This window comes from Bradyrhizobium sp. HKCCYLRH1030 (genome assembly GCF_051168395.1).
GTDB lineage: Bacteria > Pseudomonadota > Alphaproteobacteria > Rhizobiales > Xanthobacteraceae > Bradyrhizobium.
On sequence record NZ_JBNPUY010000004.1, the window covers coordinates 1 to 24,621 of the forward strand.

Here is a 24,621-nt window from a genome sequence, read left to right on the forward strand (position 1 = left end):
GCCACCGGCATTCCCTGCGCGACGGTCTTCACGCTTATACGCAGTCTCCCTGGTGCGCCGGGCTTGTTGGCCACCATCACCACGCGGCACATGAGCGCCATCGCGGCTTGATACCAGCGTCGGGGTATCAGGACGCTGCGACTTCACGTCCGCAAGACATCGTTCGTCGGCACCCTCGTCGAAGAGGATGCTGCGATCTCTCGCGGCCATCGCATCCCCACCTCGCGTGTCGTGACGATCGCGCGCTACGCCCCTCTGCGGTGAGGCGGGATGCGCGTAGACAATCATGATTTCAGATAAATAGCAAGAGATTTATTATTATCGGAATCTGTCTCGCCGCATTCCGCCGTCGTTCCGCGACCATTGCAGGTCCGCTGCGCTCGCCAGCGACTGCAGCCAACGTCGCCCCTGTCCCATCCTCACCACCGCGGCATCCGGAACGGCAGCATGGCCTGGACGATCGGCATCTGGAAGCGGTCGAGCGACAGGCTCTCATGCATCACCTCGACATCCTCGCCGTGCAGACGGGCGGCGAGATGGGAGCGCGCGTAGAACGGGGCGTCCTCCAGCGTGTTCACGACGCGCACCGGTGCGCCGGCGTCGGCGCGGGCGCTGCGGTCGACGCGCCACAGCGTCTTGCGCAAAGGCGCCTCCGTGAGCGGCGTGATCGATTCCAGACGGCCCGCGGGGTCGACGTGCAGCGCGAGCGACGTATTGGCGCCGTCGCGTGCGACCGTGTCATACGAGATCACGGTGCCGGTGCGCGTCGCCGCGCGCGACCATTGCCAGCTCTGGAAGTCGCGCTCCAGCGGCGCGTCGCCATGGTTGGTGTCGAAATAGCCGTCGCCGCGCCAGCGCAGATCCGGATGATCGAAATCGACCGACACGCGGCAGCATGGCGCGATCGGCTGCCAGCGATGGCGTCCCTCGGCATCGAGCGTGAACGCGATCTCGGTCAGCGCCGTCGGCACGACGCGGACGCGACCGCGCAGTGGCAGCGGCCAGGGCACGCTGACCTCGCTGATCTCGATAGTGAGTTCGCGGCCGTTCCAGGCGAGGCTGCTCGGACCGAGCCTGAGGCTCGCAGGCTCACGCGTGATCGCGCCGCGTCCGCGCTCGGTCATGGCCCAGCGCCGCGCGCGCGCGCCATAGAGCGCAACGTTGAGCGCACAGTGATTTTCGGGATCAGCCGCTCCCCGCCGCCGCGACCACGCGTAGTACGGCGAGAACACGCTGCCGACGAAGGCAATGAGCGTAATGCCGAAGCGGCCGTCATCGCTCAGCGCGTCGACATACCACCACGCATAGCCGTGTTCCGGGACAAGGCGGTCGAAGCGAGGTCCGCGATCGCCCGTGCAGCGGCCATCCGGCCCGACAGCGCCGCCATCGGCACGCCCGGTCCCGGATGTGCGCTGCCCCCCGCCACGTAGAGCCCCGGCAGCTTCGTCGGCGCGCCCGGCCGCTGGAACGATGCCATCCAGCCGTGCGAGCTGCGGCCGTACAGCGCGCCCCCCGTGCCCGGAAACATCCGGTTGAAGTCCGTCGGCGTCGTCACGCGGGTCAATTCCGGCGTCGTCGCGATGCTGAGGCCGCAGCGCTGCAACAGGTCGAAGGTCTGGCGGGCACATTGGCTGATCTCCGGGGGAGCAAAGCTGTGATGGTCGCCGGTGGCGGGGGCGTTGATCAGCACGAACAGCGGCTCGCTCGTCGCAGCCTTGCGCGGCTGGTCGTCGCGCGCCTGCGCGCAGACATAGACGGTCGGCTCCTGCGGCATCGTGCGACGGTCGATCAACTGCTCGAACTCGGCGCGGGAGTCGCGCGAGAAGAACACGTTGTGACGCAACAGCGGAAAGCCGTCGGCGCGCGCCATGCAGCTCCAGGTCATCGCCGAGAGCGAGCGCGCCGATTCCGGGATGGCGGGGAGGGCTCGCGCCGCCTCGGGTCCGAACAGGCCCTGCGCCAATGCCGCGACATCGGCGGTGGCGATGACGGCGTCGGCGGCGATCTGCTCGCCATTGGCGAGCCGCACGCCCGCAGCGCGGCCGGCGTTCGTCGCGATGCCCGCGACCTCGGCGTCATAGCGGATGGTGACGCCGCGGCGCCGCGCCAGCGCCGCGAGGCACGCGGCGAGCTCGTGCATGCCGCCGTCGATCAGCCAGACGCCGGACTGCTCGACATGGGCGACCAGCATCAGCGTCGCCGGCGCATGGAACGGCGACGAGCCGCAATAGGTCGCGTAGCGGCCGAACAATTGCTGCAGGCGGGCATCGCGGAAATAGCCGCCGAGCGCCTTCCACAGCGTCTGGAATGGGCGGATCGCGGTGAGGTCGCGAAAGCCGGCGGTGCGCAGGAGATGCGTCATGCTCGGCGCCGGCGTGCGGATGAACGGATCGCGCAGGACCTCGAAGATGCGGCGGGCATCGCGGCAGAAGGCGCGATAGCCCTCGGCCTCGCTGCGTCCGGCGAAATGACCGATGGCGTCGGCCGATTGCTCCTCGTCGGCGAACAGATCGAGCGTGCGGCGATCGGTCCAGGCGTGACGAGCGAGAACGTCGAGCGGCGTCAGGGTGAGATGATCGTCGAGTGCGGTGCCGATCTCGGCAAATAGCTCGTCGAACACCCAGCGCATCGTGAACACGGTGGGACCGGAGTCGATGCTGACAGGTCCGATCGCGATCTGGCGCATCTTGCCGCCGGGCGCGGGCGCGCGCTCCAGCACCGTCGCCTCGGCGCCGCGCGCGGCGAGCGTGAGCGCAGCGGCCAGCCCGGCGATGCCGGCGCCAACCACGATCAGGCGGTGATCGGCCATTTCCTCGCACCTCCCGTCCGCAGGACCTGACACGGGAAATGTCTAGCATGATTTACATTATGGGTGTAAGCTGTAATTTACATAAGCGAGGGCCGGGTGGACCTCGCGATAGGGGAGGCGGACATGGACGTGGTGGCCCGGATCGAGAAATCCCTCGTCGCAGCGGTCGCTTTGGCCGACCGGCCCGGATGTCCGCCACGGCTGTCGGCGGCGATGCAGGCCGCAGTGTTCCCCAAGGGCGCGCGGGTCCGGCCCCGGCTCTGTCATGCCGTGGCCGCAGCCTGTGGCGACGACGAGCCCGCGGCGACCGACGCCGCCGGGTCGGCGATCGAGCTGTTGCACTGCGCCTCGCTGGTGCATGACGATCTGCCGTGCTTCGACAACGCGGCGCTGCGACGCGGGCGGCCCTCGGTGCATGCCGCGTTCGGCGAGCCGCTCGCGGTGCTCGCGGGCGACGCGCTGATCGTGCTCGCGTTCCAGACGCTGGCCAAGTCGCGCTGCTCGCCGCTGCGGCTGGCGCAGCTGATCGCGACCATCGGCGATGCCGTCGGCGTGCCGCATGGCATCTCGGCTGGGCAAGCCTGGGAATGCGAGCCGCAGATCGATCTGTCGCGCTATCACCGCTCCAAGACTGGCGCGCTGTTTGCGGCGGCCACCGTGTCGGGTGCCGCTGCGGCAGGGCATGAGAATCCGGAAGCGTGGCGCACGCTCGGCGAGACCATTGGCGAGGCCTATCAGGTCGCCGACGACATTCGCGATGCCGCCAGTGATGAAGAGGAGGCGGGCAAGCCCGTCGGCCAGGACGCCGCGCATGGTCGGCCCAACGCCGTGCTGATCTATGGGCTCACCGGCGCCGTCAGCTATCTGCACGACCTCGTCGCCGACGGTATCCGCACCATGCCGCCCTGCGCCCACGCGCACGAGCTGCGTTTGCTGATGGAGCAGGAAGCCAAGCGCCTCGTGCCGCGCCGCCTGGCGGCGTCGGCGGCGTGATTGTTCGGCCGCATGGGATGGCGACGGTCTCACCACACGAGCGTTGCTCACCCTCCCCTGGAGGGGGAGGGTCGAAGCGCGCGAAGCGCGCGGCGGGGTGGGGTGACAGCCCATCCGCGCGCGCAGTGCCGGTGATACCCCGCAGGCTTAGGCAGGCGCAGCGAAGGGCATCGGGACTCATAAGCACCAATTTCCGAGCCCACCCCACCCCGCCGCGCGCTTCGCGCGCGGCGACCCTCCCCCTCCAGGGGAGGGTGGGCACCTGCGTGTGTCGAGCCATTCGGACCAATCAACTGCGTCAGCCAGCGCAACCTTCGTGGTTGGAGCCGTAGCGCCATGCCTGGGGCCATCCGCCACAACACGCCGGCGCCGGTCAGCTTCGGCGATCGCTGGCGCGGCTGGCGGGACGGGCTGCTGGCGAGTGCGGCATTCCAACGCTGGGCGGCGGCGTTTCCGTTGACGCGGCCGATCGCGCGCAAGCGTGCCGCGCAGCTGTTCGATCTCTGCGCCGGCTTCGTCTATTCGCAGACCTTGGCGGCCTGCGTGCAGCTCGATCTGTTCGAAGGCTTGCGTTCCGGCCCCCGCGATGTCGCGACACTGGCGTCGCGCGCGGCGATGGCCCCCGACGCGATGCTCAGCCTGTGCGAGGCGGCGTCCGCGCTTCAGCTGCTCGAGCGCCGCGGTGCGGCGCGCTACGGGCTCGGGCCGCTCGGCGCGGCGCTGGTCGGCAATCCCGGGATCGCCGCCATGGTTCGACATCACGCCGCGCTGTATGCCGATCTCACCGATCCCGTGGCGCTGCTGCGCGGACATGACCGCCAGCGCCGGCTCGCGCAGTACTGGCCGTATGCGCTGGACAAGACCGGCGATGCGCTGACACCCGACAGCGTCGCGCCCTACACGGCGCTGATGGCGGCGTCGCAGCCGATGATCGCGGACATCGTCCTCGCAGCCTATCCCCTGAGCGGCCACCGTTGCCTGCTCGATGTCGGCGGTGGTGACGGCAGCTTCCTCGCCGCCGCCGCGCGGGCTGCGCCGCAACTGCAGCTCGAGCTGTTCGATCTGCCCGGGGTCGCCGCGATCGCGCAGGAGCGTCTCGCCAGGGCCGGGCTCGCCGATCGCGTCACGATCACGGCCGGCAGCTTCTACGATGATGCGCTCCCGACCGGCGCGGACGTGATCTCGCTGATTCGTGTCGTGCACGATCACGACGACGACGCCGTGGCGCGGTTGCTCGCGAAGGTGCGCGCCGCCTTGCCTGACGATGGCGTGCTGCTGCTGGGCGAGCCGATGCGCGAGGCGGCCGGCGGGGCCGACGGCGTCAGCGCCTATTTCGAGATCTATCTCCGCGCGATGGGACAGGGGCGGCCGCGCAGCGCCGCCCGCTTGCGCGACCTGCTCCAGGCGGCGGGTTTTTCGCAGGTGCGAGTGCTTCGTACGCGAATTCCGCTGATCGCAAGCGTGATTGTCGCGAAAAGCTGACACCCGGACTGTAAATAAATATTGACACTTCTTTCAGTCAGGCTAACCTGACACCCGTAACTAAGCGGGCGTCGCTGGGGAGTTGGGCTATGGACGCGATCGCCGTCGTACTGGGGAGGCCGAGGCAATTGTCGCTGCAGCACCTGGTGCTCGCAGATGCCCCGGACTGCCTGACCGTCGACATCGAATGGAGCGCGATCAGCACCGGCACCGAGCGGCTGCTGTACGAGGGACGGATGCCATCCTTCCCGGGCATGGGCTATCCGCTCGTACCAGGCTACGAGGCGGTGGGCCGCGTCGCGCACGCCGCCCCGCATTCCGGTTTTCGCAAAGGCGAGCGCGTGTTCGTGCCGGGCGCGGCGCGCTGCTTCGGCGAGGTCAGGAGCCTGTTTGGCGCCGCCGCCTCGCGCCTCAACGTTCCCGCGCAGCGCATTGTTGCGATCGATGAAACGACCGGCGAGCGCGGCGTGCTGCTGGCGCTGGCGGCCACCGCCTATCATGCATTGTCGATCGGTGGTGACGGCCAGGCCGAATGCGTGGTTGGCCATGGCGTGCTCGGCCGTCTGCTGGCACGGCTGATCGTGGCGATGGGCGGCGATCCGCCCGTGGTGTGGGAGAGCAATCCGGAGCGCGCCGTTGGCGCGACGGGCTATCGCGTCATCGATCCCGCAGAGGACAGCAGACGCGACTATCGCCTGATCTTCGATGCCTGCGGCGATGCCGGCCTGCTCGACAGTCTCATCGCTCGCTTGGCGCCGCGTGGCGAGATCATCCTCGCCGGCTTCTACAGCGCGCCGCTCACCTTCTCCTATCCGCCGGCCTTCATGCGCGAGGCGGCGATCCGCGTCGCCGCCGAATGGAAGCACGAGGATCTGCTCGCGGTGCGCAATCTCATCGACACCGGCAGGCTGTCTCTGGACGGGCTGATCACGCACCACGCCGACGCTCTGTCCGCGGAGAGCGCCTACCGGACCGCGTTCGACGATCCGTCATGTCTCAAAATGGTCTTGGACTGGAGAGCTGCAGCATGAACGCCCCGACCAAGATCAGTGCCGAAATTAGTGAGATGACCGATGCCCTGCGCGCCGAAGCGGCGATCGAGCCGGATGCGCCGTCGACGGCTGCACCGAAGAAGGCCACGCAGATCATCGCGATCTACGGCAAGGGCGGCATCGGCAAGAGTTTCACGCTCGCCAACCTGTCCTACATGATGGCCCAGCAGGGCAAGAAGGTGCTCCTCATCGGCTGCGATCCGAAGAGCGACACCACCTCGCTGCTGTTCGGCGGCAGGGCCTGCCCGACCATCCTCGAGACCTCCTCGAAGAAGAAGCTTGCCGGCGAGGAGGTCAAGATCGGGGACGTCTGCTTCAAGCGCGACGGCGTGTTCGCGATGGAGCTCGGCGGGCCCGAGGTCGGCCGCGGCTGCGGCGGACGCGGCATCATCCATGGCTTCGAGCTGATCGAGAAGCTCGGCTTCCACGATTGGGGTTTCGACTACGTGCTGCTGGACTTCCTCGGCGACGTCGTCTGCGGCGGCTTCGGCCTGCCGATCGCGCGTGACATGTGCCAGAAGGTGATCATCGTCGGCTCCAACGATCTGCAATCGCTCTACGTCGCCAACAATGTCTGCTCGGCGGTGGAGTATTTCCGCAAGCTCGGCGGCAATGTCGGCGTCGCCGGCATCGTCATCAACAAGGACGACGGCACCGGCGAGGCCGCCGCATTTGCCGAGACGACCGGCATTCCGGTGCTGGCCTCGATCCCGGCGGACGACGACATCCGCCGCAAGAGCGCGAGCTATCAGATCATCGGCCGGCCTGGAACGCCCTGGGCGCCGCTGTTCGAGCATCTCGCCAAGAACGTCGCCGAGGCGCCGCCGCAGCATCCGCACCCACTGACGCATGACGGCCTGCTCGGTTTGTTCAAGGGCTCGGATGTGGGACGCGGCGTCGTGCTGGAGCAGGCGACGCTCGAAGACATGTGTGGCAGCGCCGCGGTGACCAAGCCGTCGCTCGAAGTGATCTACGACAATTTGTGATGGGATCGGCCGACGAGCGGAATGTAATGCAATGAGCGATCCTGTGGTCCATCAGGCAATGAGCGCGCAGAGCGGCGCAGAGGCAGGCCTCCTGCCGGTGCAGCCCGAGGCGCTCGGCTGTCATGCCGGCAAAGCCGAGCTCAAGAAGGCGGCGGATGCCGCCGGCAAGAGCGAGGTGCTGGCGCGCTATGCCGCGGATTATCCGGCGGGACCGCACGACCAGCCGCAGAGCATGTGTCCGGCGTTCGGCTCGCTGCGCGTCGGCCTGCGGATGCGGCGCACCGCGACCGTGCTGTCGGGCTCGGCCTGCTGCGTCTACGGCCTGACCTTCACCTCGCACTTCTACGGCGCGCGGCGCAGCGTCGGCTACGTCCCGTTCAACTCGGAGACGCTGGTCACCGGAAAACTGTTCGAGGACATCCGTGAGGCGGTCTTCAAGCTGGCCGATCCCGCCAACTACGACTGCGTCGTCATCATCAATCTCTGCGTCCCCACCGCCTCGGGCGTGCCGCTGCAGATCCTGCCGAAGGAGATCAACGGCGTTCGCGTGATCGGCATCGACGTGCCCGGGTTTGGCGTGCCGACCCATGCCGAGGCCAAGGACGTGCTCGCCGGCGCGATGCTGAACTACGCGCGCCGCGAAGCGGAGCAGGGCCCGGTGCAGGCGCCGCGCGCGCCGCGCGGCGATCGGCCGACCATCGCGCTGTTAGGTGAGATGTTTCCCGCCGATCCCGTCGGCATCGGTATGATGCTGGCGCCGCTCGGCCTTGCCGCTGGTCCGACCGTGCCGACGCGCGAATGGCGCGAGCTGTATGGCGCGCTGGATTGCGCGGCCGTGGCGGCGATCCATCCGTTCTACACGGCCTCGATCCGTGAGTTCGAGGCAGCGGGCCGTCCGATCATCGGCTCGGGGCCGGTCGGCTGCGATGGCACGGCGGATTGGCTGGAGGCCGTTGGCGCGGTCTGCGGTGTCGGACGTACGCAGATCGATGCGGCCAAGACCGCGGCGCTGCCGGCAATTCGCGCGGCGCTTGCGGCCACGCCGATCCGCGGCCGCATCACGCTGTCGGGATATGAGGGATCGGAGCTGCTGGTCGGGCGTCTGCTGGCCGAGAGCGGCGCCGATCTGCGCTATGTTGGCACCGCCTGTCCGCGCACGCGCTGGTCGGAGGCCGATTGTGCCTGGCTCGAGAGCCGCGGTGTGCGCGTGCAGTACCGCGCCTCGCTGGAGCAGGATCTCGCGGCGGTCGATGAGTTCGCGCCGGATCTCGCCATCGGCACCACGCCGGTCGTGCAGAAGGCCAAGGCGCGCGCGATCCCGTCACTCTACTTCACCAACCTGATCTCGGCGCGGCCGCTGTTTGGTGTCTCCGGAGCCGGCTCGCTGGCGCAGGTCGTCAACGCGGCGATCGCAGGCAAGGCGCGCTTCGACGAGATGCGCGACTTCTTCGAAGGTGTCGGCGAGGGCGACAATGCTGGCGTGTGGCAGGTCACACCGGTCGAACGTCCCGAATTCCGCGACAAGTTCCGCAAGGCGGTCGCGGCGCAGGCCAGGAAGCGCACGTCCGAGGAGATGGTGTGATGCTGATCCTCGACCACGATCGCGCCGGCGGCTATTGGGGGGCGGTCTACGCCTTCACCGCGATCAAGGGCCTGCAGGTCATCATCGACGGCCCCGTGGGCTGCGAGAATTTGCCGGTGACCTCGGTGCTGCACTACACCGACGGCCTGCCGCCGCATGAGCTGCCGATCGTCGTGACAGGGCTTGGCGAGGACGAGCTCGGCCAGAAGGGCACCGAGCAGGCGATGAAGCGCGCCCGCGCCGCGCTCGATCCGGATCTGCCGGCGGTGGTCGTCACCGGCTCGATCGCCGAGATGATCGGCGGCGGCGTCACGCCGGAAGGCTCCAACATCAAGCGCTTCCTGCCGCGCACGATCGACGAGGACCAGTGGCAGAGCGCCAACCGCGCGTTGAGCTGGCTGTGGAGCGAATACGGCCTGCGCAAGATCCCGGAGCGCAAGCCGCGCAAGGACGGCGAGAAGCCGCGCGTCAACATCATCGGCCCGATCTACGGCACCTTCAACACGCCGTCGGATGTCGCCGAGATCCGTCGCCTGGTGGAAGGCATCGGCGCCGAGATCAACATGGTGTTTCCGCTCGGCAGCCATCTCGCCGATGTCGGAAAGCTGGTCGATGCCGACGTCAACGTCTGCATGTATCGCGAGTTCGGGCGGCTGTTGTGCGAGACCTTGGAGCGGCCTTATCTGCAGGCGCCGATCGGGCTGCATTCGACGACGAAATTCCTGCGCTCCCTGGGCGAGATGCTCGGCCTCGATCCCGAGCCGTTCATCACCCGGGAGAAGCATACGACGATCAAGCCGCTGTGGGACCTGTGGCGCTCGGTGACGCAGGACTTCTTCGGCACCGCGAGCTTCGGCATCGTCGCGTCCGAGACCTACGCGCGGGGCCTGCGCAATTTCCTGGAGACCGAGCTCGGGCTGCCCTGCAGCTTCGCGATCTCGCGCTGCGCCGGCGCCAAGACCGACAACGACGCCATCCGCAAGGCCATCCATGAGCGGCCGCCGCTGGTGCTGTTCGGCAGCTATAACGAGCGCATGTATGCGGCGGAAGCCGGCAACCGGTCGATCTACATCCCGGCCTCGTTCCCGGGGACGGTGATCCGCCGCCACACCGGCACGCCGTTCATGGGCTACTCCGGCGCGACCTATGTCGTGCAGGAGGTCTGCAACGCGCTGTTCGATGCGCTGTTCAACATCCTGCCGCTCGCCACCCAGCTCGACCAGATCGCGGCGACGCCGGCGCGACTCGAGCGTGAATTGCCGTGGGATGACGGCGCCAAGCTCGCGCTGGATCAGATCATCGAGACGCAGCCGGTGCTGGTGCGGATTTCGGCGGCCAAGCGGCTGCGCGACGCGGCCGAGCGCGGCGCGCGCCAGGCCGGGTTGGACAAGGTGACGGAGGACGTTCTCGCGCATGCGCGGTCGCAGCTCGCAACGGGCCAGGCCGCATAGGCACGGGGATAGCGGAGAGGGAGAGCACGATGTCGTTATACGAGCGCATTGATCGTGACGTCGCGCCGAGATCGCGCGAGCGCATCGACTATCTCCTGGTCTACGCGGTGTGCTTCGCCGTGCTGATGGTCGAGGGCGTGCTGCGCCGGATCGGCTCCATCATCACCGGCCACCGGCCCGCGCCGCTCGGCGCGATCGTCGGTGAAGCAAGGATCAAGGCCGCGAACTGCGCGACCTCGTCCTTCATGGGGTTATGAGTTTCGAGAGCTGTGAGTTCGCTCTCCAAGTATTGCTAGGAATTCGTGCGGCTCGCCGCATGGATGCCATCCCGGCGACGGGATGGCGCTTCGACGCCGCTCATCTCGGTGAGTGGCATCCGGCCGAAAGGCCAACACCAGGAGGTACCACTATGGTGGACGTACCAAACAAGGGAGGCTCTCTGTCGGGGCTGACCGAAGCGGAGGCGAGGGAATTCCATAGCATCTTCATGACGAGCTTTGTGGTCTTCACGGCGGTTGCGATCGTCGCCCACATTCTCGCCTGGATGTGGCGTCCCTGGCTGCCCGGGCCGACTGGCTACAAGGCGGCGGCGCTGGATGGGGCGACCCACTACGCCAATATCGTGCTCTCCTACCTGACCTGATCGAAAGGAGAAAACTATGTGGCGCTTGTGGTTGTTGTTCGATCCCCGCAGGGTTCTCGTGGCTCTCGGCGTGTTCCTGTTCGGGCTGGCATTGGTGATTCACTTCATCCTGCTCAGCACCAACCGGTTCAACTGGCTGGAGGGACCGCGTGCAGCGAAGACGTCGTCGATCTCCGAGCCGGCGACCCCGCTGAAGCTCAGCTAACAGCTCGACGACCAGAGGGAAGCGGACGTGCGACGGCGGCAGACCCCGTTCGCCCGCTTCCCAAATCCTCTTGTCCACGAATTCACGACACGACGATACGACACGCAGCATATCGAGCGACGGGCAGCGGAGGCAGGACCGATGGCAATGCTCAGCTTTGAACGAAAATACCGCGTCCGCGGCGGCACGTTGATCGGCGGTGACCTCTTCGATTTCTGGGTCGGACCGTTTTATGTCGGCTTCTTCGGCGTGACGACGATCTTCTTCACCTTCGTCGGCGTGGCGCTGATCCTCTACGCCACGGCGCTCGGACCGACGTGGAATCTCTGGCAGATCAGCATCAACCCGCCCGACGCCAAATACGGGCTGTCATTCGCGCCACTCACCGAGGGCGGCTTCTGGCAGCTCATCACGGTGTGCGCGCATGGCGCATTCGTCTCCTGGGCGCTGCGGGAGGTCGAGATCTGCCGCAAGCTCGCGATCGGCTATCACGTGCCGTTCGCCTTCGGCTTTGCGATCTTCGCCTATTTCACGCTGGAGGTGATCCGTCCGGTGCTGATGGGCTCGTGGAGCTACGCCTTCCCCTACGGCATCATCACCCATCTCGATTGGGTGTCGAACACCGGCTATCAGTTCGGCAACTTCCACTACAATCCCGCGCACATGATCGCGATCACGTTCTTCTTCACGACCTGTCTCGCGCTCGCGCTGCACGGCGGACTGATCCTCTCGGCGAGCAATCCGGGCCGGGGTGAGGAGATGAAGTCGCCGGAGCACGAGAACACGATGTTCCGAGATCTGATCGGCTATTCGGTCGGCACGCTCGGCATCCACCGGGTCGGCCTGTTCCTGGCGCTGTCGGCCGTGTTCTTCAGCGCGGTGTGCATCGTCATCTCCGGTCCCGCCTGGCTGCTGCCGGAAGGCAATGCCTGGTCGGACTGGTGGGAGTGGTGGCGCAGGGTCCCGATCTGGTCGCCGCCGCAATGAGTTCAAGGAGAGGTCACCATGGCCCAATACCAGAACATCTTCACGCAGATCCAAGTTCGCAGTGCGATCTACCCGGGCATCCCGATCGAGCCCGGAATCTGGGAGCGGCTCGGCAAGGGCAGCTTCAACTACTGGTTCGGCAAGGTCGGCGACGCCCAGGTGGGGCCGGTCTATCTCGGCTTCCTCGGCCTCGCCTCGCTGATGTCCGGCTTCGTCGCGATCGAGATCATCGGTCTCAACATGCTGGCGTCGGTGAACTGGAGCCCGCTCGAGTTCATTCGACAGTTCCCGTGGCTGGCGCTGCAGCCGCCGGCGCCGGAATACGGCCTGCAGATATTCCCGCCGCTGCAGGAGGGCGGCTGGTGGCTGATGGCCGGCTTCTTCCTGACGACGTCGATCCTGCTGTGGTGGGCGCGCACCTATCGCCGCGCCCGGGCGCTCGGCCTCGGCACGCATGTGTCGTGGGCGTTCGCGGCGGCGATCTGGCTCTATCTGGTGCTCGGCTTCATCCGGCCGATCTTCATGGGGAGCTGGAGCGAGGCGGTGCCGTTCGGCATCTTCCCGCATCTCGACTGGACCAACAACTTCTCCATCACCCACGGCAATTTGTTCTACAACCCATTCCACATGCTCTCGATCGCCTTCCTGTACGGATCGGCGCTGCTGTTCGCGATGCATGGCGCGACGGTGCTCGCGATCAGCCGCTACGGCGGCGAGCGTGAGCTCGAGCAGATCGTCGACCGCGGCACGGCCTTCGAACGCGGTGCGCTGTTCTGGCGCTGGACGATGGGCTTCAATGCCACGGCCGAATCGATCCATCGCTGGGCCTGGTGGTTCGCCGTGCTTTGTCCCTTGACCGGCGGCATCGGTATCCTACTGTCGGGCACCGTCGTCGACAGCTGGTTCGACTGGGGCGTGAAACACGGGCTGGCGCCGCCGCGCTGACTGCTGCAGGTCGAGGCATGTTGGACAGAGTCGAATTGGATCGGATCGAGACGGCCGGACGCAGCGCGCGCCCGGCCAGTCTCTTGCAGGCGATGCGCGAGCGTACCAAGACGCTGCACGTCACCGCGGAGCGGACCGGGATCGTCGCCGAGCTGCTGCGGGGACGCGGCACGCGGCAGGCCTACGCGTTGTTGTTGCGCAATCTGATGCCGGTCTACGAGACGCTCGAAGCGGAGCTGCTCCGCCATCAGGGAACGCCGGTGATGGGCCGCATCGTGCGGCCGGAGCTGCATCGCAGTGCTGCGATCAAGCTTGATCTTGCGTGGTTCGATGCGAGCCCTCTGCCGCTGCTGCCCGAGGCCATCGCCTATGTCCGGGTCATCCAGGAAGCGGGAGCCGGCTCCGGCCATCGGCTGCTGGCGCATGCCTATACGCGCTATCTCGGTGATCTCAGCGGCGGTCAGATCATCAAGAGGATTCTCGCGCGTTCGCTCGAGCTGCGGCCCGAGGCGACGTCGTTCTACGAATTCCCCGAGATCGCTGATATCCCGCAGTTCAAGGACGACTACCGCGACGTGCTGGAGCAGGCGGGCGCGGCGATGGCGGAGCATGAGACCGTCGTCGAGGAGGCGGCATTGGCGTTCGAGATGAACATCACGCTGTCGCAAGCGCTGCAGGAGGCGGCCGGGCTGAGAACGTGATGTGCGGAGGCCTGATTGATCCTTCGCCATCGGGTTGGTCGAATACGATCGCGTGAGACCCCGCGTCCTCCCCCGAGGGCGGTGGGCTCTGCTCCTCCTTTCCGGCAGGGCAATCGCATATGCCCTTCCAATTCGGCCCAGCCGCAACTTGGATCGCAGAGGCCGACGTCGGGAGATTTTCGAATCCAGATTGGCTCTCCGGAGACAGGACGGACAAGGCAGTCGAGGTCGCCCGGACGAGAGCTGCGGCCCGCCGTCACTCTTCGCTCTGCGAGCGGTACCACACCAGGTGCTCGAGGATCTCCAGTGTCCGCGTGGTCGAATTGCGGATGCTCTCCAGCATCTCCGGCATGCTGCCGGCCTGTGCTCCGTGCGTCACCTCGAGCGCCGCGAGCTGCGCGTTCTCCACGGTGGAGGCAGCGAGCTCCTTGTAGATCAGGCTTGCGCTCTGATCGAGCCGCAGCGTCGGCCGGCGGGCGCCGTCGATCTCTTCCTGGAAGCGCGCCCGGGCCGCCTCGGCGGTCTTGCGCTCGGTCAAGTCCGAGAAGATCAGCACGAAGCCGAGCACGCGATCATACGGTGCGATCACCGGGTCGGCGCGCACCATCAACGGCCGTTGCGGCGAGGCGCCGCCCGTCAGTGTCAGCTCGCCGCGCCAGCTCCGCTTGTTGCGCATGAGGTCGTCGAGATTGGCGCGGAATTCCGCCGGCGCCGTGCAGTAGCTGCCGAGATCGCGCAGATGCGGGATGTGCGGATGCGGGGCGCGCAGCTGCTGCTCGAACGCTTCGTTCATCAGCAGGATGCGGCCCTCGACATCGGCGATGATGACCGGCTGCTCCGAGCGCAGCACCTGAGCGCTGATCGTGGCGAGCTGGTCCTGCGCGATCACCATGCGGACCGAACGCAGCTGCAGCGCCACGTCGGCGACCGTTTCGCTCACCGCGCGGGCGGAGGCGAGCTCGGCGCTCGACCAAGGCTCGGACTTGCCTTCGACCAGCTGATGCCATTTCGCAAACGAGCGCCGCGGCGACAGATCCGACGGATCGTCGCCGATGATGACGGCCTTGAGCGGATCGCCGCCCCAGGTCACCGTCCGGACCTGCTCCGGCCGGAACCACAACAGATACTCGCCCTCGCTCGCCGACAGCGGAGCGGCGATCAAGCCGCTGGCGATCGAGCGGATGTCGGCAAAGGACGGCTCATCGAGCGTCAGCGAGCTGGTCGCCGTCAAGCCCTCGGGGGCTGCTCCCGGAGTGTTGCGCCGGCGATCGAGCCAGGCGGCGAGGTCGCGGATGCGCTGCGTCGACGGGACGTCGCCGGCGGTCGTGACTTGGCCCTCGAACAGCAGCGCCGCGCCGCTGGCACCGAGCGGCTGCAGCAGCGACTGCGAGCCGTCGAACAGCGCGGCCTGCCATTCGCCGTCGCGCGACACCGCTTCGACCAGCCGCTGCTCCAGCCGGCGCACGACCAGCTCGGACTGGCTTTGGGCAAAGCTCTCCAGCGCCGCGATCCGGATCGCGCAGGTCTCGGCCAGCGCCTCGCCTGCCGCGCGAATGTCGAACGGCACGAAGCGCGGCTCATAGTGATGGCAGGCGATCAGTCCCCACAGCCTTCCGCTGACCATCAGCGAGCACACCAGTGTCGCGCCGACACCCATGTTCTGCAGATATTTCTGGTGGATCGGCGACATGCTGCGCAGGCAGCTCAGGGACATGTCGAGATCGCGGCCGTTGAGCGGCGAGATGCGCGGCTGCAGCGGCACAGGCCTGTAGTTGACGTCGACCAGGAGGCGCACCCGGTTGCGCTCGTAGAGCCGGCGCGCGATCTGCGGAATGTCGGACGCCGGATAGCGGTTGCCGAGAAAGGCCTCCAGATCCGGCCGCCGCCGCTCCGACAACACCTCGCCATGGCCATCTTCGTCGAAGCGATAGACCATGACGCGGTCGTAGCCGGCGATCTCCCTGAAGATGGTCGCCGTCTCGTCGCACAGGCCGAGCAGCGATGAGGCTGAGGTGATGCGGTGGAAGGCGCCGTCGAGCGCAGGCGCGATGTTGGTCGTCTTCGTCGCCGGCTCCAGCTCGACGATCAGCCCGCCATTCGAGGGCCGGTGAAGCGTGCAGTCGACCCGGCGCGGCGGCGCCCCGGCGGTGCATCGCAGGGTCATCGGAGCCAGATGGAGCGGGCTGTTGAGATGCGGCAGGATCTGCAGCGCGAGATCGCCGCCAAGATCGCGTAACGGACGTCCGACCACGGAGCCGGTGTTGAGGAAGGCGGCCGCATTGGTGCTGGCCTGGATGACGATGTTGTCGGGCTCCTTGACCGCCAGGAGAATGCCGTGCGGCTGGATCGAGCCTGCGAGATGAATCTGTTCACGCTCGCAATCCGCAAGAGTAGCGTGGCCGAAGGCCGGCGTTGTCAGCGGAACGGGCAACTATCTCCCCTTTTCGGTTTCCTCGTCGCTTTCTTCGAGCTGGCTCAGATTATACCGATCGAGCTTGGCGTAAAGACTCTGGCGGCTGAGGCCGAGAATTTCGGCAGCCGACGTCCGGTTTCCGTTGGCGAGCTCGAGCGCAGCGCGGACGTAATGCTGCTCGACGACTTCGACCGTGCTCCTCACCAGGTCGCGCAATGGTGTTTTGCCGACCGATTCGTTGATGCCCGCGAGGGCGACCCGCAGATTGTCATGCTCCGCCGTGGGCGACAACCGCCTGGCGATGTTGCGCAACACCAGGCCGATCCGGCGCTGGCCGTCGAGGCCATGGGCGGCGGCCGAGATCTCGACCTCGGTCTCGGTTCCGAGCTCGCCCTGGATCGTGGTCGACAGCAGTCGGACGGCTCCATGGCGCTCGACGTTGGAGATCAGCACCGAAAGGTCGGCGCCGGGGCGCGTCAGCCACCGGCTGAGCTTCTCGCCGATCAGCGCCTCTTTCGATCCGACCTCGACCAGCTCCAGGAAGGCCCGATTGGCGCGCTTGACGGCACCGGTGCCATCGATGCTGATGACGGCATCGGGAAGATTGTCGATCAGCGCCTCGGGATCGTCGGGCAGCGGACCGGGCTGCGCGGCCTTGCCGATCGGCGCCATCTGCAGCAGGAACATCGGGGCGGTGTCGCTGCTCATCAGCGATCCCCGGAGCATCCAGGGGGCGGTGTCCTGGCCGAGGTGAATCACGATGCCCGGCGCCTTGCCCTGGTCGCGGACGCGCCTCAGCATCAGCTCCACCGGCTCGCGATCCTTTTGCGGGATCTCCTGCAGGAACTCGCGGCCCACCAGATTGTCCCGGCGCCGGCTTGAAACGCCGAGCGCGGCTGCCGCCGTCCGATTCGCTTCGACGATGCGCAGATCTGACACCTTCGTCAGCAGCACAGCCTCGTTGGAATCCTCGATGACCAAGCGGTAGCGCGTCTCGATCTCGCGCAGCTTCCAGTAGTCGCGCTCGATGGTCTGCTGGGCCGAGATCAGCCGGGCCTGGAGCTCCGCGACCGCCTGCAGATTCTTGCCGATCGCCAGCATGCCGGCCCGGCCGCCGAGCAGCACGGTCGTGAATTCCATCGGCAGCTCGAGACCGCTCGGGAATCGCTGCGTGATCTGTCGGAACGCGGAAATGCCGGTCCGCCTGGTGTCCTGCATGATGCGCTCGATCTTCTCGCTCGCATCATCGACGATCTCGGACCAGGGACGGCCGAGCCAGATGTCGACATTCTCGGCTGACATGTTCGGCGACAGCGTCGCCTCACGGATCACGCCGTCCATGTCCAGCAGCAATGTCACGTCGGGTCGTGGACCGTGAAACTCGGCCATGGTCTTGGCACCCGTTATCTTGGCACCCTCTTGAGACGCTCGGGGGATCGCGGCCAGTTCATTTGGCGCGCATTTTGAAGGTGTTGCGCCCCATCCCGCTAACGTATTGAGAGTCTTGAGAATGTCGTTAGCCCATGCAGGGCGCTCGCTGTCAAGGCTTATTTCAGAGCATCCAGCTTTCGTTGGTATCCCTGCGCTTATTGCATGTTCGAGCTGCGACTTAATCACTCGGGTGAGAATGACAAGATATCATGACACTGATAAATGTAACGATGAGGTCACATGGGCTAACGGAACGACAAATTGGGAGGATGCACATGCTCAAGGCGGGTTTGGTTGCGGCAGTCGTGGTTGCAACGTCGGGAGGCGCCGCATTGGCGCTGGACGGCGGCGACGCTGCGAAGGGCGAACAGGTCTTCAAGCAGTGCATGACCTGCCATCGGATCGGACCGGAGGCGAAGAACGCGGTCGGTCCCGTGCTCACCGGCGTGGTCGGCCGGCCTACCGGGACCTATCCGGGCTTCGCCTATTCTGAGCTGAACAAGCATGCCGGCGAGGCCGGGCTGGTCTGGACCGAGGACAACATCTTCGCATACCTCCCAGATCCCAACGCCTTCCTGAAGAAGTTCCTCACCGACAAGGGCAAAGCGGATCAGGCCACTGGATCGACCAAGATGGTGTTCAAGCTCGCCAACGAGCAGCAGCGCAAGGACGTCATCGCGTATCTGAAGACGTTCTCCGAGAAGAAGTGATCGGTATCGGCCGCCCCCTCATCGCCAGCGCTGCCGCAGATCGGCGGCGTTGGCGAGACCCGAGGCCGCCAGACAGCCTGCGAGCCAGAACCAAGGCGCCCCGATCAGCGCGCAGCGCAGCGCCAGCAGCAGGAACACGCCGGCGAGCAGGTTGGGCAGCAGTCCAAGCGGGCTGATGCCGCGGCGGTGCCGCTGCCAGATCCACGCCACGGCGGCGAACTCCACGGCGACCACCGCGAGGATCAGGTCGACCAGATGCGGGCTGCGAAACAGCTCACCCATTGCGCGAGCCGCTAGGCGGCCCTCGCGAGCCCGGTGAGGTGCGCGATGTTCTTGAAGAAGATGCGCACATGCGACAGCGGCTTGGCGCGGACCAATTCCTTGTTCATGTAGGCGTCCCAGGTCAGCTGCTGGACGTCCTTGTCACGGCAGATCGCGACGAAGCGCTCGCGGCGGGCGTCGTTCGTGTACCAGTAGCGCTGCATCATGCCGAGGATGAAGAACACGGCGCCATGCTTGCGCATGAAGGATTTGCGGGCGGTGGCCAGGGCGGCTGCATCGCCGGTCTTGAGGAACAAGGCAACGGCGACGGCGGCCGCGCGGCCGCCGGCCATTGCGTAGTAGATGCCCTCACCGGAGGCCGGGGCCACCACGCCGGACGCATCGCCGGCCAGCACGACGTCGCGGCCATTGTCCCACCGCGACAGCGGCTTCAGCGGGATCGGCGCGCCTTCGCGGCGGACGGTTTCGAGGTCGTCGAGCGCGGCGGCCTTGCGGAATTCGGCGACTGAGCCCCGCAGCGAAAAGCCCTTATGCGCGCTGCCGGTGCCGATGCTGGTGGTCGGTCCGTGCGGAAACACCCAGCTGTAGAAGTCCGGCGACAGCCGGCCGCGATAGACGACATCGCACCGCGCGGCATCGAACACCGGATGGCTGCGGTCCGGCGAGCGGACGATCTCGTGATACGCGAACACGTAGCGCATCTCGCTGGCTTCGGGGATGCACTGGCGCGCCACGGCCGAGACCGCCCCGTCGGCGCCGATCACGGCGCGGGCCCGCACACGGTCCTCGCGCATGCTGCCGTCGTCCATGCGCCTGACATAGTGCACCACCGACTTGCCGTCGTCGTCGCGCGCGATATGGCTGAAGGTCCCGGTGCGGCGGATCGCGCCGTTTGCGGCGGCGCGCGCGCGCAGCCATTCGTCGTAGTGCTCGCGATCGACCATGCCGACGAAGCCGCCGTCGATCGGCATGTCGACGTCCCGGTTGCTCGGCGACACCATGCGGGCGGACGAGATTCGGGCCACCAGCAGATGGTCGGGAATCTCGAACTCGGCGATCAACCGCGGCGGAATGGCGCCGCCGCACGGCTTGATGCGACCGGCCTTGTCGAGCAGCAGCACATGATGACCCTTGCGGGCGAGATCATTGGCGGCGGTGGCGCCGGCGGGACCGCCGCCGACGACCACGACATCAAAGCATTCCGGGCTGGAGGAGGGGCTCATCGGTCATGCTCCCAGATTGGCCGGCTGCGCCGCCAGCGTCGGTGATGGCTCGCGCGGGCGCTTGATCCAGATCGCGAGCCAGGCGGAGAGGACGAACAGTGCCGCTTCGGCGGCGAACACCGCCGCGTAGGCCGAGGCGGTCGTCGGCATGAAATGGCGCGCGGCGTCGGCCGCCGCGGTGCCGACAAAGCCGCCGATGCCGAACGAGATTGCCTGCGAGGCGCCCCACAGGCCCATGCGCGTGCCCTCGCGGTTGTCGCGGCCCTCGCTGACCATGTTCATCATCGCGCCGATCGCGGCGATGGCGTAGACGCCGTTGGTGATGCCGAGCAGCAACACGGAAGCGCGCAGCGGCCAGGCCGGGCCGACGGTCGCGGCCGCAACCAGGCTGAGCAGCGCCAGCGCCGAGGCGAGGCAGCCGCCGATGATCCACGGCTGCGGCCGCATCCGCCAATCGGCATGCAGGCTCGCCATCGCCGGCATCAGGATCATGCCGATCAGTGCACCCATGTGTTGCACCGATGAGAGCTGCGTGGTCTGGCCCGGCGTCATGCCGAACACGCTGCCGGCGAACGGCTCCAGGATCAGGTCCTGTGCGCTGTAGGCGAGCATCGAGACGAAGATGAAGATCGCGAAGCGCCGCGCCTGCGGCTCCCGGCAGATCTCGCGGAAGTCCTGCATGAAGCCCGACCGCTCCGCGATGGCGGAGGTCGTCTCGGCAGAGGTGTCGGGCTGCTCGATGCCCCAGACGCCGAGCAGCGTCAGCACCATGGCGATGGCCGACACCGTGCCCGACACCAGCATCAGCCGCTCGCCGGAGAACGGATCGAGCGCCTTGCCGGCCACCGCCGTGGTGAGGATGAAGCCTGTGATCATCATGATCCAGGCGATCGAGGCGGCGGCGCTACGCCGCCCCGGCGCGGTACGCTTGGCGAGCAGCACCAGAAGCGAGGTGCCGGCGGCGCCGACGCCGATGCCGATCATGATGAACGCGATCACTGCGAGCGCCAGGCCGAGGGCGAGGTGGGCCGCCATCAGCGCGGTGGCGGCTGCGGCCAGCAGGCCGCCAGCCGCGAGCACCGCCATGCCGCCGACGATCCAGGCGAAACGACGCCCGCCGACATCGGAGCCGTGGCCGAGCCAGGGCCGCAGCACCTGCATCGCGTAATGGATCGCGACCAGCAGGCCGGGGATCATCGCCGGCAGCGCCAGTTCGATCACCATGACGCGGTTCAAGGTCGAGGTTGTCAGCACCACGACCGCGCCGAGCGCGGTCTGCACCAGGCCCAGCCTGACGATGCCGAACCAGGACAGAGGAGCAGGCGCAGCGTTGCTCATGCCGACAACCCCGCCAGCGCGAGGGCCGTGACCAGCATGCCCAGCACGTAGAGCAGCACGCCCGTGCCGTTGTACCAGGGCGCGAGCTCGCGCGGGTTCGTCATCAGCCGCCGCATCAGCACCAGCTGGGCCGCGATCAGCGCAACCACGATGATGGCGTGGGCCGGGCGGCTCCAGACAATGAGCAGCGTCAACACCGCAACCTGCGCCAGCGCCATCGTGATGCAGGCGAGGCGCGCGGCACGCTCGGCGCCGAGCAGCACCGGCAGCGAGTTGACGCCGCTGACGCGGTCGCCGCCGATCGACTTGAAGTCGTTCAGGGTCATGATGCCATGCGCGCCGGCGCTATACAGCAGGGCGACCGCGAGCACGGGCCAGGACGGCGCCTGCGCGCTCATGATTGCTGCCGCCGTGATCCAGGGCAGGCCTTCGTAGCAGAGGCCGACGGCGCTGTTGCCCCACCAGCCGTTCTGCTTGAGCCGGATCGGCGGCGCGCTGTAGGCCCAGGCCAGCGCGAGGCCAAGCGCCGCAGCAGCAAAGCCCCAGGTGCCGAGCAGGGTGGCGACGCCGAGCGACAGCACCGTCCAGATCAGCGCAATATAGAGACCCCAGCGTCCGGGAATGCGGCCCGACGGGATCGGGCGGTCCGGTTCGTTGAGCGCATCGACATGGCGGTCGAACCAGTCGTTGACGGCCTGGCTGGTGGCGCAAACCATCGGCCCGGCGAGCATGAGACCTGCGATCACGACCGGCCAGCGCGGCGCCAGTGGCGCGCCGGACGAGATCACGCCGCAGCCGAACGCCCAGATCGGTGGAAACCAGGTGATCGGCTTCAACAGCTCGAGAACGGCCGAGGGATGAAGCCGGGGAGCGAGGGGGACGGGCGCGATCTCGGTCATTGCAACTGTTCCCCCTATTCCAACTGGCTGTCTTCTTCGCTCGGCTCGGCCAGGCCATAGCGCCGCAGCTTGACGTAGAGGCTCTGTCGGCTGAGGCCGAGCATCTCGGCGGCGGTGGCGCGGTTGTCGCCGGTCAGCTTGAGCGCGGTCTCGATGCACATCCGCTCGATCACGTCGGTGGTCTCGCGCACCAGCTCCTTGAGCGGCACGCGACCGATGAGCTCGGCGAGCTGCTCGCGGGAGCGCGGAATATAGCCGTGGTCGCCGCCGTCGCCGGAGATGCGCGGGCCGACGTTGCGGATGGTGAAGCCGAGCCGGGCCTGGCCGGGCGCCCCGACCGTGCTGGCGGAGATCTCGACGTCGACCGGCGAGCCGTGCTCGCCGCGGACGACGCTGGAGAACAGCTTCACGCTGCCATTCTGGCGCAGATTGGTCAGCATAACCGAGAAATCGATCGCCGACTTGCCGATCCAGCGGTCGATCGTCTCGCCCATGATCTGGTGCATGTTCTCGATCTGGGCAAGCTGGAGGAAGGTGGCGTTGGCGTGCAGTAGGCGGCCGTCCATGTCGGTGATGACGAAGCCGTCGGGCGCCGATTCGACGAACTGCACGAGCTGGGTGTTGACGTCGGACGTCCTGGGGAGCGCAGGCTGCGACGTCTGCGGAGAGAACCGCAGCAGGAACAGCGACGAGTTGTCCTGCCGGAAGAAGGTGCCGTCGAGCAGATAGTCGCGGCCACCGTCGAGCCGGATCTTGGCGCGTTCGATCTTGCCCTGCGAGCGGATCGCCAGCGACAGGGATTGCGACATCGCCATGTCGTCGAGCAGCAGCACGTCGGGAAACAGCTTGCCGATCAGATTGGCGGCGCCATGGTCGAGCAGGGCGGCCGCGGCCGGATTGGCCTCGACGATGCGATGGCTCACCGCATCGACGATCAGCACCGGCTCGGCCGTGATCTGAAACAGGATCCGGTAGCGCGATTCGGCGTTGCGCATGCGCGAGTAGTCGCGCTCGATGGCAACTTGCGCCTCGATCAGCTTCTGCTGGAGCGCGGCGGTGGCGCGCACGTCGCGGCCGACCGCGATGAAGCGCGCCGCGCCCTTGATCGCCACCACCGCGAACAGGATCGGGATGTCCGGCCCGCGCGCGGCCGGATAACGCACCTCGCGCCAGCGCGACACCTTGCGCTGGGAGGCTTCGGCGAGCAGCAGCTCTGGCTTGGTCTGGCTTTCCTCGGACACTGTTGCTTGCCAGGATCGGCCGATCCACGCGTCTGTGTTTCTCAGTTCAAGCGGCAGGCCGGCTTGTTGAAAAGCCAGGTCCTGAATGTTGCCGTCGGCGTCGAGCGCGAGCGCAATGTCGGACGCTGCGGCCACCAGCATGCCCGCAACATCCGCATTGAGGTCGCCAAGCGACTCTTTCGGAGCTCTGAACGCCCTCACCAACGCCGTTGTCCTCCCAGTCAAGGAGCTTTCGCGCGGCAAGTCTCGTTCCAGCATTCATCTTCACTGCACCCTCAGCTATCGCCGTTCGGTCAGAAGACTGACGACGTGCCGGGCTTGCGAAGCCTCTCTGCTCGGATCGGAGACGACACCGTCGCCGCCGACCAGGAGAACGAGTTCAGGCCGTTCAATAAAAGCAGGACCGCAGACCAGCACGCCGACGTCCTGGTTGGAGGACTCGCGCCGGACCATCCTTATGTTCGAGGCAAGATCGTCAAGCTTCTTGTCGCTGTTGGCGAAGAACTCGACGACGTTGAACCACTGCGAGCGAAGCGTCTCGACGAAGCCGCGATCGGCCGTGTCCGGCTCGATCCAGGTCTCGAAGCCGTCGCGACGGAAGAACTCGCCGGCCAGCACGAGACCGAACATCATGTGGCCCAGCTCGCGCCTGTCGCCCGGCGCCGTGGTCAGCAGCACGCGCAGCCCCGCGGGCGCGACCGAGAGCTCGGCGCAGAAGGCCGAGCTGAAATGCCGCAGCAGCTGCTGCAGCCGCCACAGCGCGAGCGTGACGTCGGCGAAGTCGCGCTCGTCGTCGGCCCACAGATGGCGCAGATGGTTCGCGGTGGGGACCAGGAGATCGAGATAGATGCGTTCCAGGGTCTCGCCGTGATCGCGATGCGCCTGGATGCAGGCCACCGCGCCAACATCGTCCGCATCCAGCACGAGTTCGGCGAAATCGGCCGCCTCCTGCGCCGAGGCCGTGATGATTGCCGGGACGCGTTCGAGCGCGGAGGCATGGGCCATCACGAGCCGCGGAATGATCTCGGCTTCGATCGCGTCGTTGAGTTGAGGGTGACGTGTGTTGCGCAGCGGCGCGATGATGCGCGGCGATGCAGGCGCATGAAAGCCGGGCTGCCCACGCTTCGTCCGAAAGCGGGCTCGCGGAAATCGGGCTGTCTCATTGAGCTCGGTCATAAGCGCCTCCCCTCCATATGAGCGCACGTCACTCGTTGCGTCAATATTATTTGACGTCAATTTTGATTGACA

Annotated in this window: 23 protein-coding genes; 13 read left to right on the forward strand and 10 right to left on the reverse strand. The window is 67.0% G+C overall.

Annotated features, from left to right (window positions below; genetic code table 11):
• Positions 1-419: 419 nt before the first annotated feature.
• Positions 420-1,124 (reverse strand): hydratase, encoded by a 705-nt coding sequence (locus tag ACQR1E_RS13145; RefSeq protein WP_315714296.1) that lies wholly within the window; start codon positions 1,122-1,124, stop codon positions 420-422.
• 155 nt (positions 1,125-1,279) lie between these two features.
• Positions 1,280-2,809 carry a 1-hydroxycarotenoid 3,4-desaturase CrtD gene (crtD, locus tag ACQR1E_RS13150; protein ID WP_315714297.1) on the reverse strand — a complete coding sequence of 510 codons (1,530 nt, stop codon included), beginning with the start codon at positions 2,807-2,809 and terminating at the stop codon, positions 1,280-1,282.
• 123 nt (positions 2,810-2,932) lie between these two features.
• On the opposite strand from crtD, the gene ACQR1E_RS13155 reads away from it, so the two are divergent.
• The 12 genes from ACQR1E_RS13155 to ACQR1E_RS13210 all read left to right on the forward strand — a co-directional run bounded on the left by ACQR1E_RS13155 (position 2,933) and on the right by ACQR1E_RS13210 (position 13,836).
• Positions 2,933-3,802, forward strand: a complete 870-nt coding sequence (locus ACQR1E_RS13155) for a polyprenyl synthetase family protein (protein ID WP_315714298.1) — start codon at positions 2,933-2,935, stop codon at positions 3,800-3,802.
• Between the two features lie 336 nt (positions 3,803-4,138).
• Positions 4,139-5,284 carry a methyltransferase gene (locus tag ACQR1E_RS13160; RefSeq protein WP_315714299.1) on the forward strand — a complete coding sequence of 382 codons (1,146 nt, stop codon included), beginning with the start codon at positions 4,139-4,141 and terminating at the stop codon, positions 5,282-5,284.
• Positions 5,285-5,373: 89 nt separating this feature from the next.
• On the forward strand, positions 5,374-6,315 hold the full coding sequence (bchC, locus tag ACQR1E_RS13165) for a chlorophyll synthesis pathway protein BchC (RefSeq protein ID WP_434897142.1): 942 nt from the start codon (positions 5,374-5,376) through the stop codon (positions 6,313-6,315).
• The gene (locus ACQR1E_RS13170) at positions 6,312-7,322 is read left to right on the forward strand and encodes a chlorophyllide a reductase iron protein subunit X (RefSeq protein WP_434897143.1); all 1,011 of its coding nucleotides are present in this window, start codon (positions 6,312-6,314) and stop codon (positions 7,320-7,322) included. Before bchC ends, ACQR1E_RS13170 begins: the two co-directional genes overlap by 4 nt.
• 31 nt (positions 7,323-7,353) lie before the next feature.
• Positions 7,354-8,904, forward strand: a complete 1,551-nt coding sequence (bchY, locus tag ACQR1E_RS13175; protein WP_434897144.1) for a chlorophyllide a reductase subunit Y — start codon at positions 7,354-7,356, stop codon at positions 8,902-8,904.
• Positions 8,904-10,355, forward strand: coding sequence for a chlorophyllide a reductase subunit Z (gene bchZ / locus ACQR1E_RS13180; protein WP_315827730.1), 1,452 nt, complete (start codon positions 8,904-8,906; stop codon positions 10,353-10,355). Before bchY ends, bchZ begins: the two co-directional genes overlap by 1 nt.
• Positions 10,356-10,384: 29 nt before the next feature.
• A complete protein-coding gene (locus ACQR1E_RS13185; RefSeq protein WP_315827731.1) occupies positions 10,385-10,612 on the forward strand; it encodes a hypothetical protein in 228 nt (75 codons plus the stop codon).
• Positions 10,613-10,764: 152 nt separating this feature from the next.
• Positions 10,765-10,998, forward strand: a complete 234-nt coding sequence (gene pufB / locus ACQR1E_RS13190) for a light-harvesting antenna LH1, beta subunit (protein WP_315714305.1) — start codon at positions 10,765-10,767, stop codon at positions 10,996-10,998.
• Positions 10,999-11,014: 16 nt separating this feature from the next.
• On the forward strand, positions 11,015-11,203 hold the full coding sequence (gene pufA, locus ACQR1E_RS13195) for a light-harvesting antenna LH1, alpha subunit (protein ID WP_315714306.1): 189 nt from the start codon (positions 11,015-11,017) through the stop codon (positions 11,201-11,203).
• A 141-nt stretch (positions 11,204-11,344) separates the two neighbouring features.
• A complete protein-coding gene (pufL, locus tag ACQR1E_RS13200; RefSeq protein WP_315810497.1) occupies positions 11,345-12,190 on the forward strand; it encodes a photosynthetic reaction center subunit L in 846 nt (281 codons plus the stop codon).
• Between the two features lie 18 nt (positions 12,191-12,208).
• The gene (gene pufM, locus ACQR1E_RS13205) at positions 12,209-13,135 is read left to right on the forward strand and encodes a photosynthetic reaction center subunit M (protein ID WP_315750173.1); all 927 of its coding nucleotides are present in this window, start codon (positions 12,209-12,211) and stop codon (positions 13,133-13,135) included.
• Positions 13,136-13,152: 17 nt separating this feature from the next.
• Positions 13,153-13,836: a heme oxygenase (biliverdin-producing) gene (locus ACQR1E_RS13210; RefSeq protein WP_315827732.1), complete on the forward strand. Its 684-nt coding sequence runs from the start codon at positions 13,153-13,155 to the stop codon at positions 13,834-13,836.
• Between the two features lie 256 nt (positions 13,837-14,092).
• Here ACQR1E_RS13210 and ACQR1E_RS13215 read toward each other — a convergent pair whose 3' ends face one another.
• Positions 14,093-16,267 (reverse strand): GAF domain-containing protein, encoded by a 2,175-nt coding sequence (locus tag ACQR1E_RS13215; protein WP_315714310.1) that lies wholly within the window; start codon positions 16,265-16,267, stop codon positions 14,093-14,095.
• A complete protein-coding gene (gene ppsR / locus ACQR1E_RS13220) occupies positions 16,268-17,638 on the reverse strand; it encodes a transcriptional regulator PpsR (RefSeq protein WP_315714311.1) in 1,371 nt (456 codons plus the stop codon).
• A 317-nt stretch (positions 17,639-17,955) separates the two neighbouring features.
• On the opposite strand from ppsR (ACQR1E_RS13220), the gene ACQR1E_RS13225 reads away from it, so the two are divergent.
• Positions 17,956-18,390 (forward strand): c-type cytochrome, encoded by a 435-nt coding sequence (locus tag ACQR1E_RS13225; protein ID WP_315714312.1) that lies wholly within the window; start codon positions 17,956-17,958, stop codon positions 18,388-18,390.
• A gap of 18 nt (positions 18,391-18,408) precedes the next feature.
• Here ACQR1E_RS13225 and ACQR1E_RS13230 read toward each other — a convergent pair whose 3' ends face one another.
• The 6 genes from ACQR1E_RS13230 to ACQR1E_RS13255 all read right to left on the reverse strand — a co-directional run bounded on the left by ACQR1E_RS13230 (position 18,409) and on the right by ACQR1E_RS13255 (position 24,549).
• Positions 18,409-18,672 carry a hypothetical protein gene (locus ACQR1E_RS13230; protein WP_315714313.1) on the reverse strand — a complete coding sequence of 88 codons (264 nt, stop codon included), beginning with the start codon at positions 18,670-18,672 and terminating at the stop codon, positions 18,409-18,411.
• A gap of 11 nt (positions 18,673-18,683) precedes the next feature.
• Positions 18,684-19,895 carry a geranylgeranyl diphosphate reductase gene (locus ACQR1E_RS13235; RefSeq protein WP_316172523.1) on the reverse strand — a complete coding sequence of 404 codons (1,212 nt, stop codon included), beginning with the start codon at positions 19,893-19,895 and terminating at the stop codon, positions 18,684-18,686.
• A 3-nt stretch (positions 19,896-19,898) separates the two neighbouring features.
• Positions 19,899-21,233, reverse strand: coding sequence for a BCD family MFS transporter (locus tag ACQR1E_RS13240; protein WP_434897145.1), 1,335 nt, complete (start codon positions 21,231-21,233; stop codon positions 19,899-19,901).
• A complete protein-coding gene (gene chlG, locus ACQR1E_RS13245) occupies positions 21,230-22,132 on the reverse strand; it encodes a chlorophyll synthase ChlG (protein ID WP_434897146.1) in 903 nt (300 codons plus the stop codon). Before chlG ends, ACQR1E_RS13240 begins: the two co-directional genes overlap by 4 nt.
• Before the next feature lie 14 nt (positions 22,133-22,146).
• Positions 22,147-23,514: a transcriptional regulator PpsR gene (gene ppsR / locus ACQR1E_RS13250; protein ID WP_434897147.1), complete on the reverse strand. Its 1,368-nt coding sequence runs from the start codon at positions 23,512-23,514 to the stop codon at positions 22,147-22,149.
• Positions 23,515-23,652: 138 nt separating this feature from the next.
• Positions 23,653-24,549, reverse strand: coding sequence for a cobalamin B12-binding domain-containing protein (locus tag ACQR1E_RS13255; protein WP_315750179.1), 897 nt, complete (start codon positions 24,547-24,549; stop codon positions 23,653-23,655).
• Between the last annotated feature and the right edge of the window lie 72 nt (positions 24,550-24,621).

What these genes read in the sequence shown, in the direction of transcription:
- ppsR (WP_434897147.1), bottom strand. Translation starts at nt 23,514, where the DNA reads ATGCTGGTGGCCGCAGCGTCCGACATTGCGCTCGCGCTCGACGCCGAC.
- pufL (WP_315810497.1), top strand. Translation starts at nt 11,345, where the DNA reads ATGGCAATGCTCAGCTTTGAACGAAAATACCGCGTCCGCGGCGGCACG.
- ACQR1E_RS13240 (WP_434897145.1), bottom strand. Translation starts at nt 21,233, where the DNA reads ATGAGCAACGCTGCGCCTGCTCCTCTGTCCTGGTTCGGCATCGTCAGG.
- crtD (WP_315714297.1), bottom strand. Translation starts at nt 2,809, where the DNA reads ATGGCCGATCACCGCCTGATCGTGGTTGGCGCCGGCATCGCCGGGCTG.
- ppsR (WP_315714311.1), bottom strand. Translation starts at nt 17,638, where the DNA reads ATGGCCGAGTTTCACGGTCCACGACCCGACGTGACATTGCTGCTGGAC.
- ACQR1E_RS13225 (WP_315714312.1), top strand. Translation starts at nt 17,956, where the DNA reads ATGCTCAAGGCGGGTTTGGTTGCGGCAGTCGTGGTTGCAACGTCGGGA.
- ACQR1E_RS13235 (WP_316172523.1), bottom strand. Translation starts at nt 19,895, where the DNA reads ATGAGCCCCTCCTCCAGCCCGGAATGCTTTGATGTCGTGGTCGTCGGC.
- chlG (WP_434897146.1), bottom strand. Translation starts at nt 22,132, where the DNA reads ATGACCGAGATCGCGCCCGTCCCCCTCGCTCCCCGGCTTCATCCCTCG.
- pufA (WP_315714306.1), top strand. Translation starts at nt 11,015, where the DNA reads ATGTGGCGCTTGTGGTTGTTGTTCGATCCCCGCAGGGTTCTCGTGGCT.
- ACQR1E_RS13170 (WP_434897143.1), top strand. Translation starts at nt 6,312, where the DNA reads ATGAACGCCCCGACCAAGATCAGTGCCGAAATTAGTGAGATGACCGAT.
- pufB (WP_315714305.1), top strand. Translation starts at nt 10,765, where the DNA reads ATGGTGGACGTACCAAACAAGGGAGGCTCTCTGTCGGGGCTGACCGAA.
- ACQR1E_RS13210 (WP_315827732.1), top strand. Translation starts at nt 13,153, where the DNA reads ATGTTGGACAGAGTCGAATTGGATCGGATCGAGACGGCCGGACGCAGC.
- ACQR1E_RS13255 (WP_315750179.1), bottom strand. Translation starts at nt 24,549, where the DNA reads ATGACCGAGCTCAATGAGACAGCCCGATTTCCGCGAGCCCGCTTTCGG.
- ACQR1E_RS13185 (WP_315827731.1), top strand. Translation starts at nt 10,385, where the DNA reads ATGTCGTTATACGAGCGCATTGATCGTGACGTCGCGCCGAGATCGCGC.
- pufM (WP_315750173.1), top strand. Translation starts at nt 12,209, where the DNA reads ATGGCCCAATACCAGAACATCTTCACGCAGATCCAAGTTCGCAGTGCG.
- ACQR1E_RS13155 (WP_315714298.1), top strand. Translation starts at nt 2,933, where the DNA reads ATGGACGTGGTGGCCCGGATCGAGAAATCCCTCGTCGCAGCGGTCGCT.
- ACQR1E_RS13230 (WP_315714313.1), bottom strand. Translation starts at nt 18,672, where the DNA reads ATGGGTGAGCTGTTTCGCAGCCCGCATCTGGTCGACCTGATCCTCGCG.
- bchY (WP_434897144.1), top strand. Translation starts at nt 7,354, where the DNA reads ATGAGCGATCCTGTGGTCCATCAGGCAATGAGCGCGCAGAGCGGCGCA.
- bchZ (WP_315827730.1), top strand. Translation starts at nt 8,904, where the DNA reads ATGCTGATCCTCGACCACGATCGCGCCGGCGGCTATTGGGGGGCGGTC.
- bchC (WP_434897142.1), top strand. Translation starts at nt 5,374, where the DNA reads ATGGACGCGATCGCCGTCGTACTGGGGAGGCCGAGGCAATTGTCGCTG.
- ACQR1E_RS13160 (WP_315714299.1), top strand. Translation starts at nt 4,139, where the DNA reads ATGCCTGGGGCCATCCGCCACAACACGCCGGCGCCGGTCAGCTTCGGC.
- ACQR1E_RS13145 (WP_315714296.1), bottom strand. Translation starts at nt 1,124, where the DNA reads ATGACCGAGCGCGGACGCGGCGCGATCACGCGTGAGCCTGCGAGCCTC.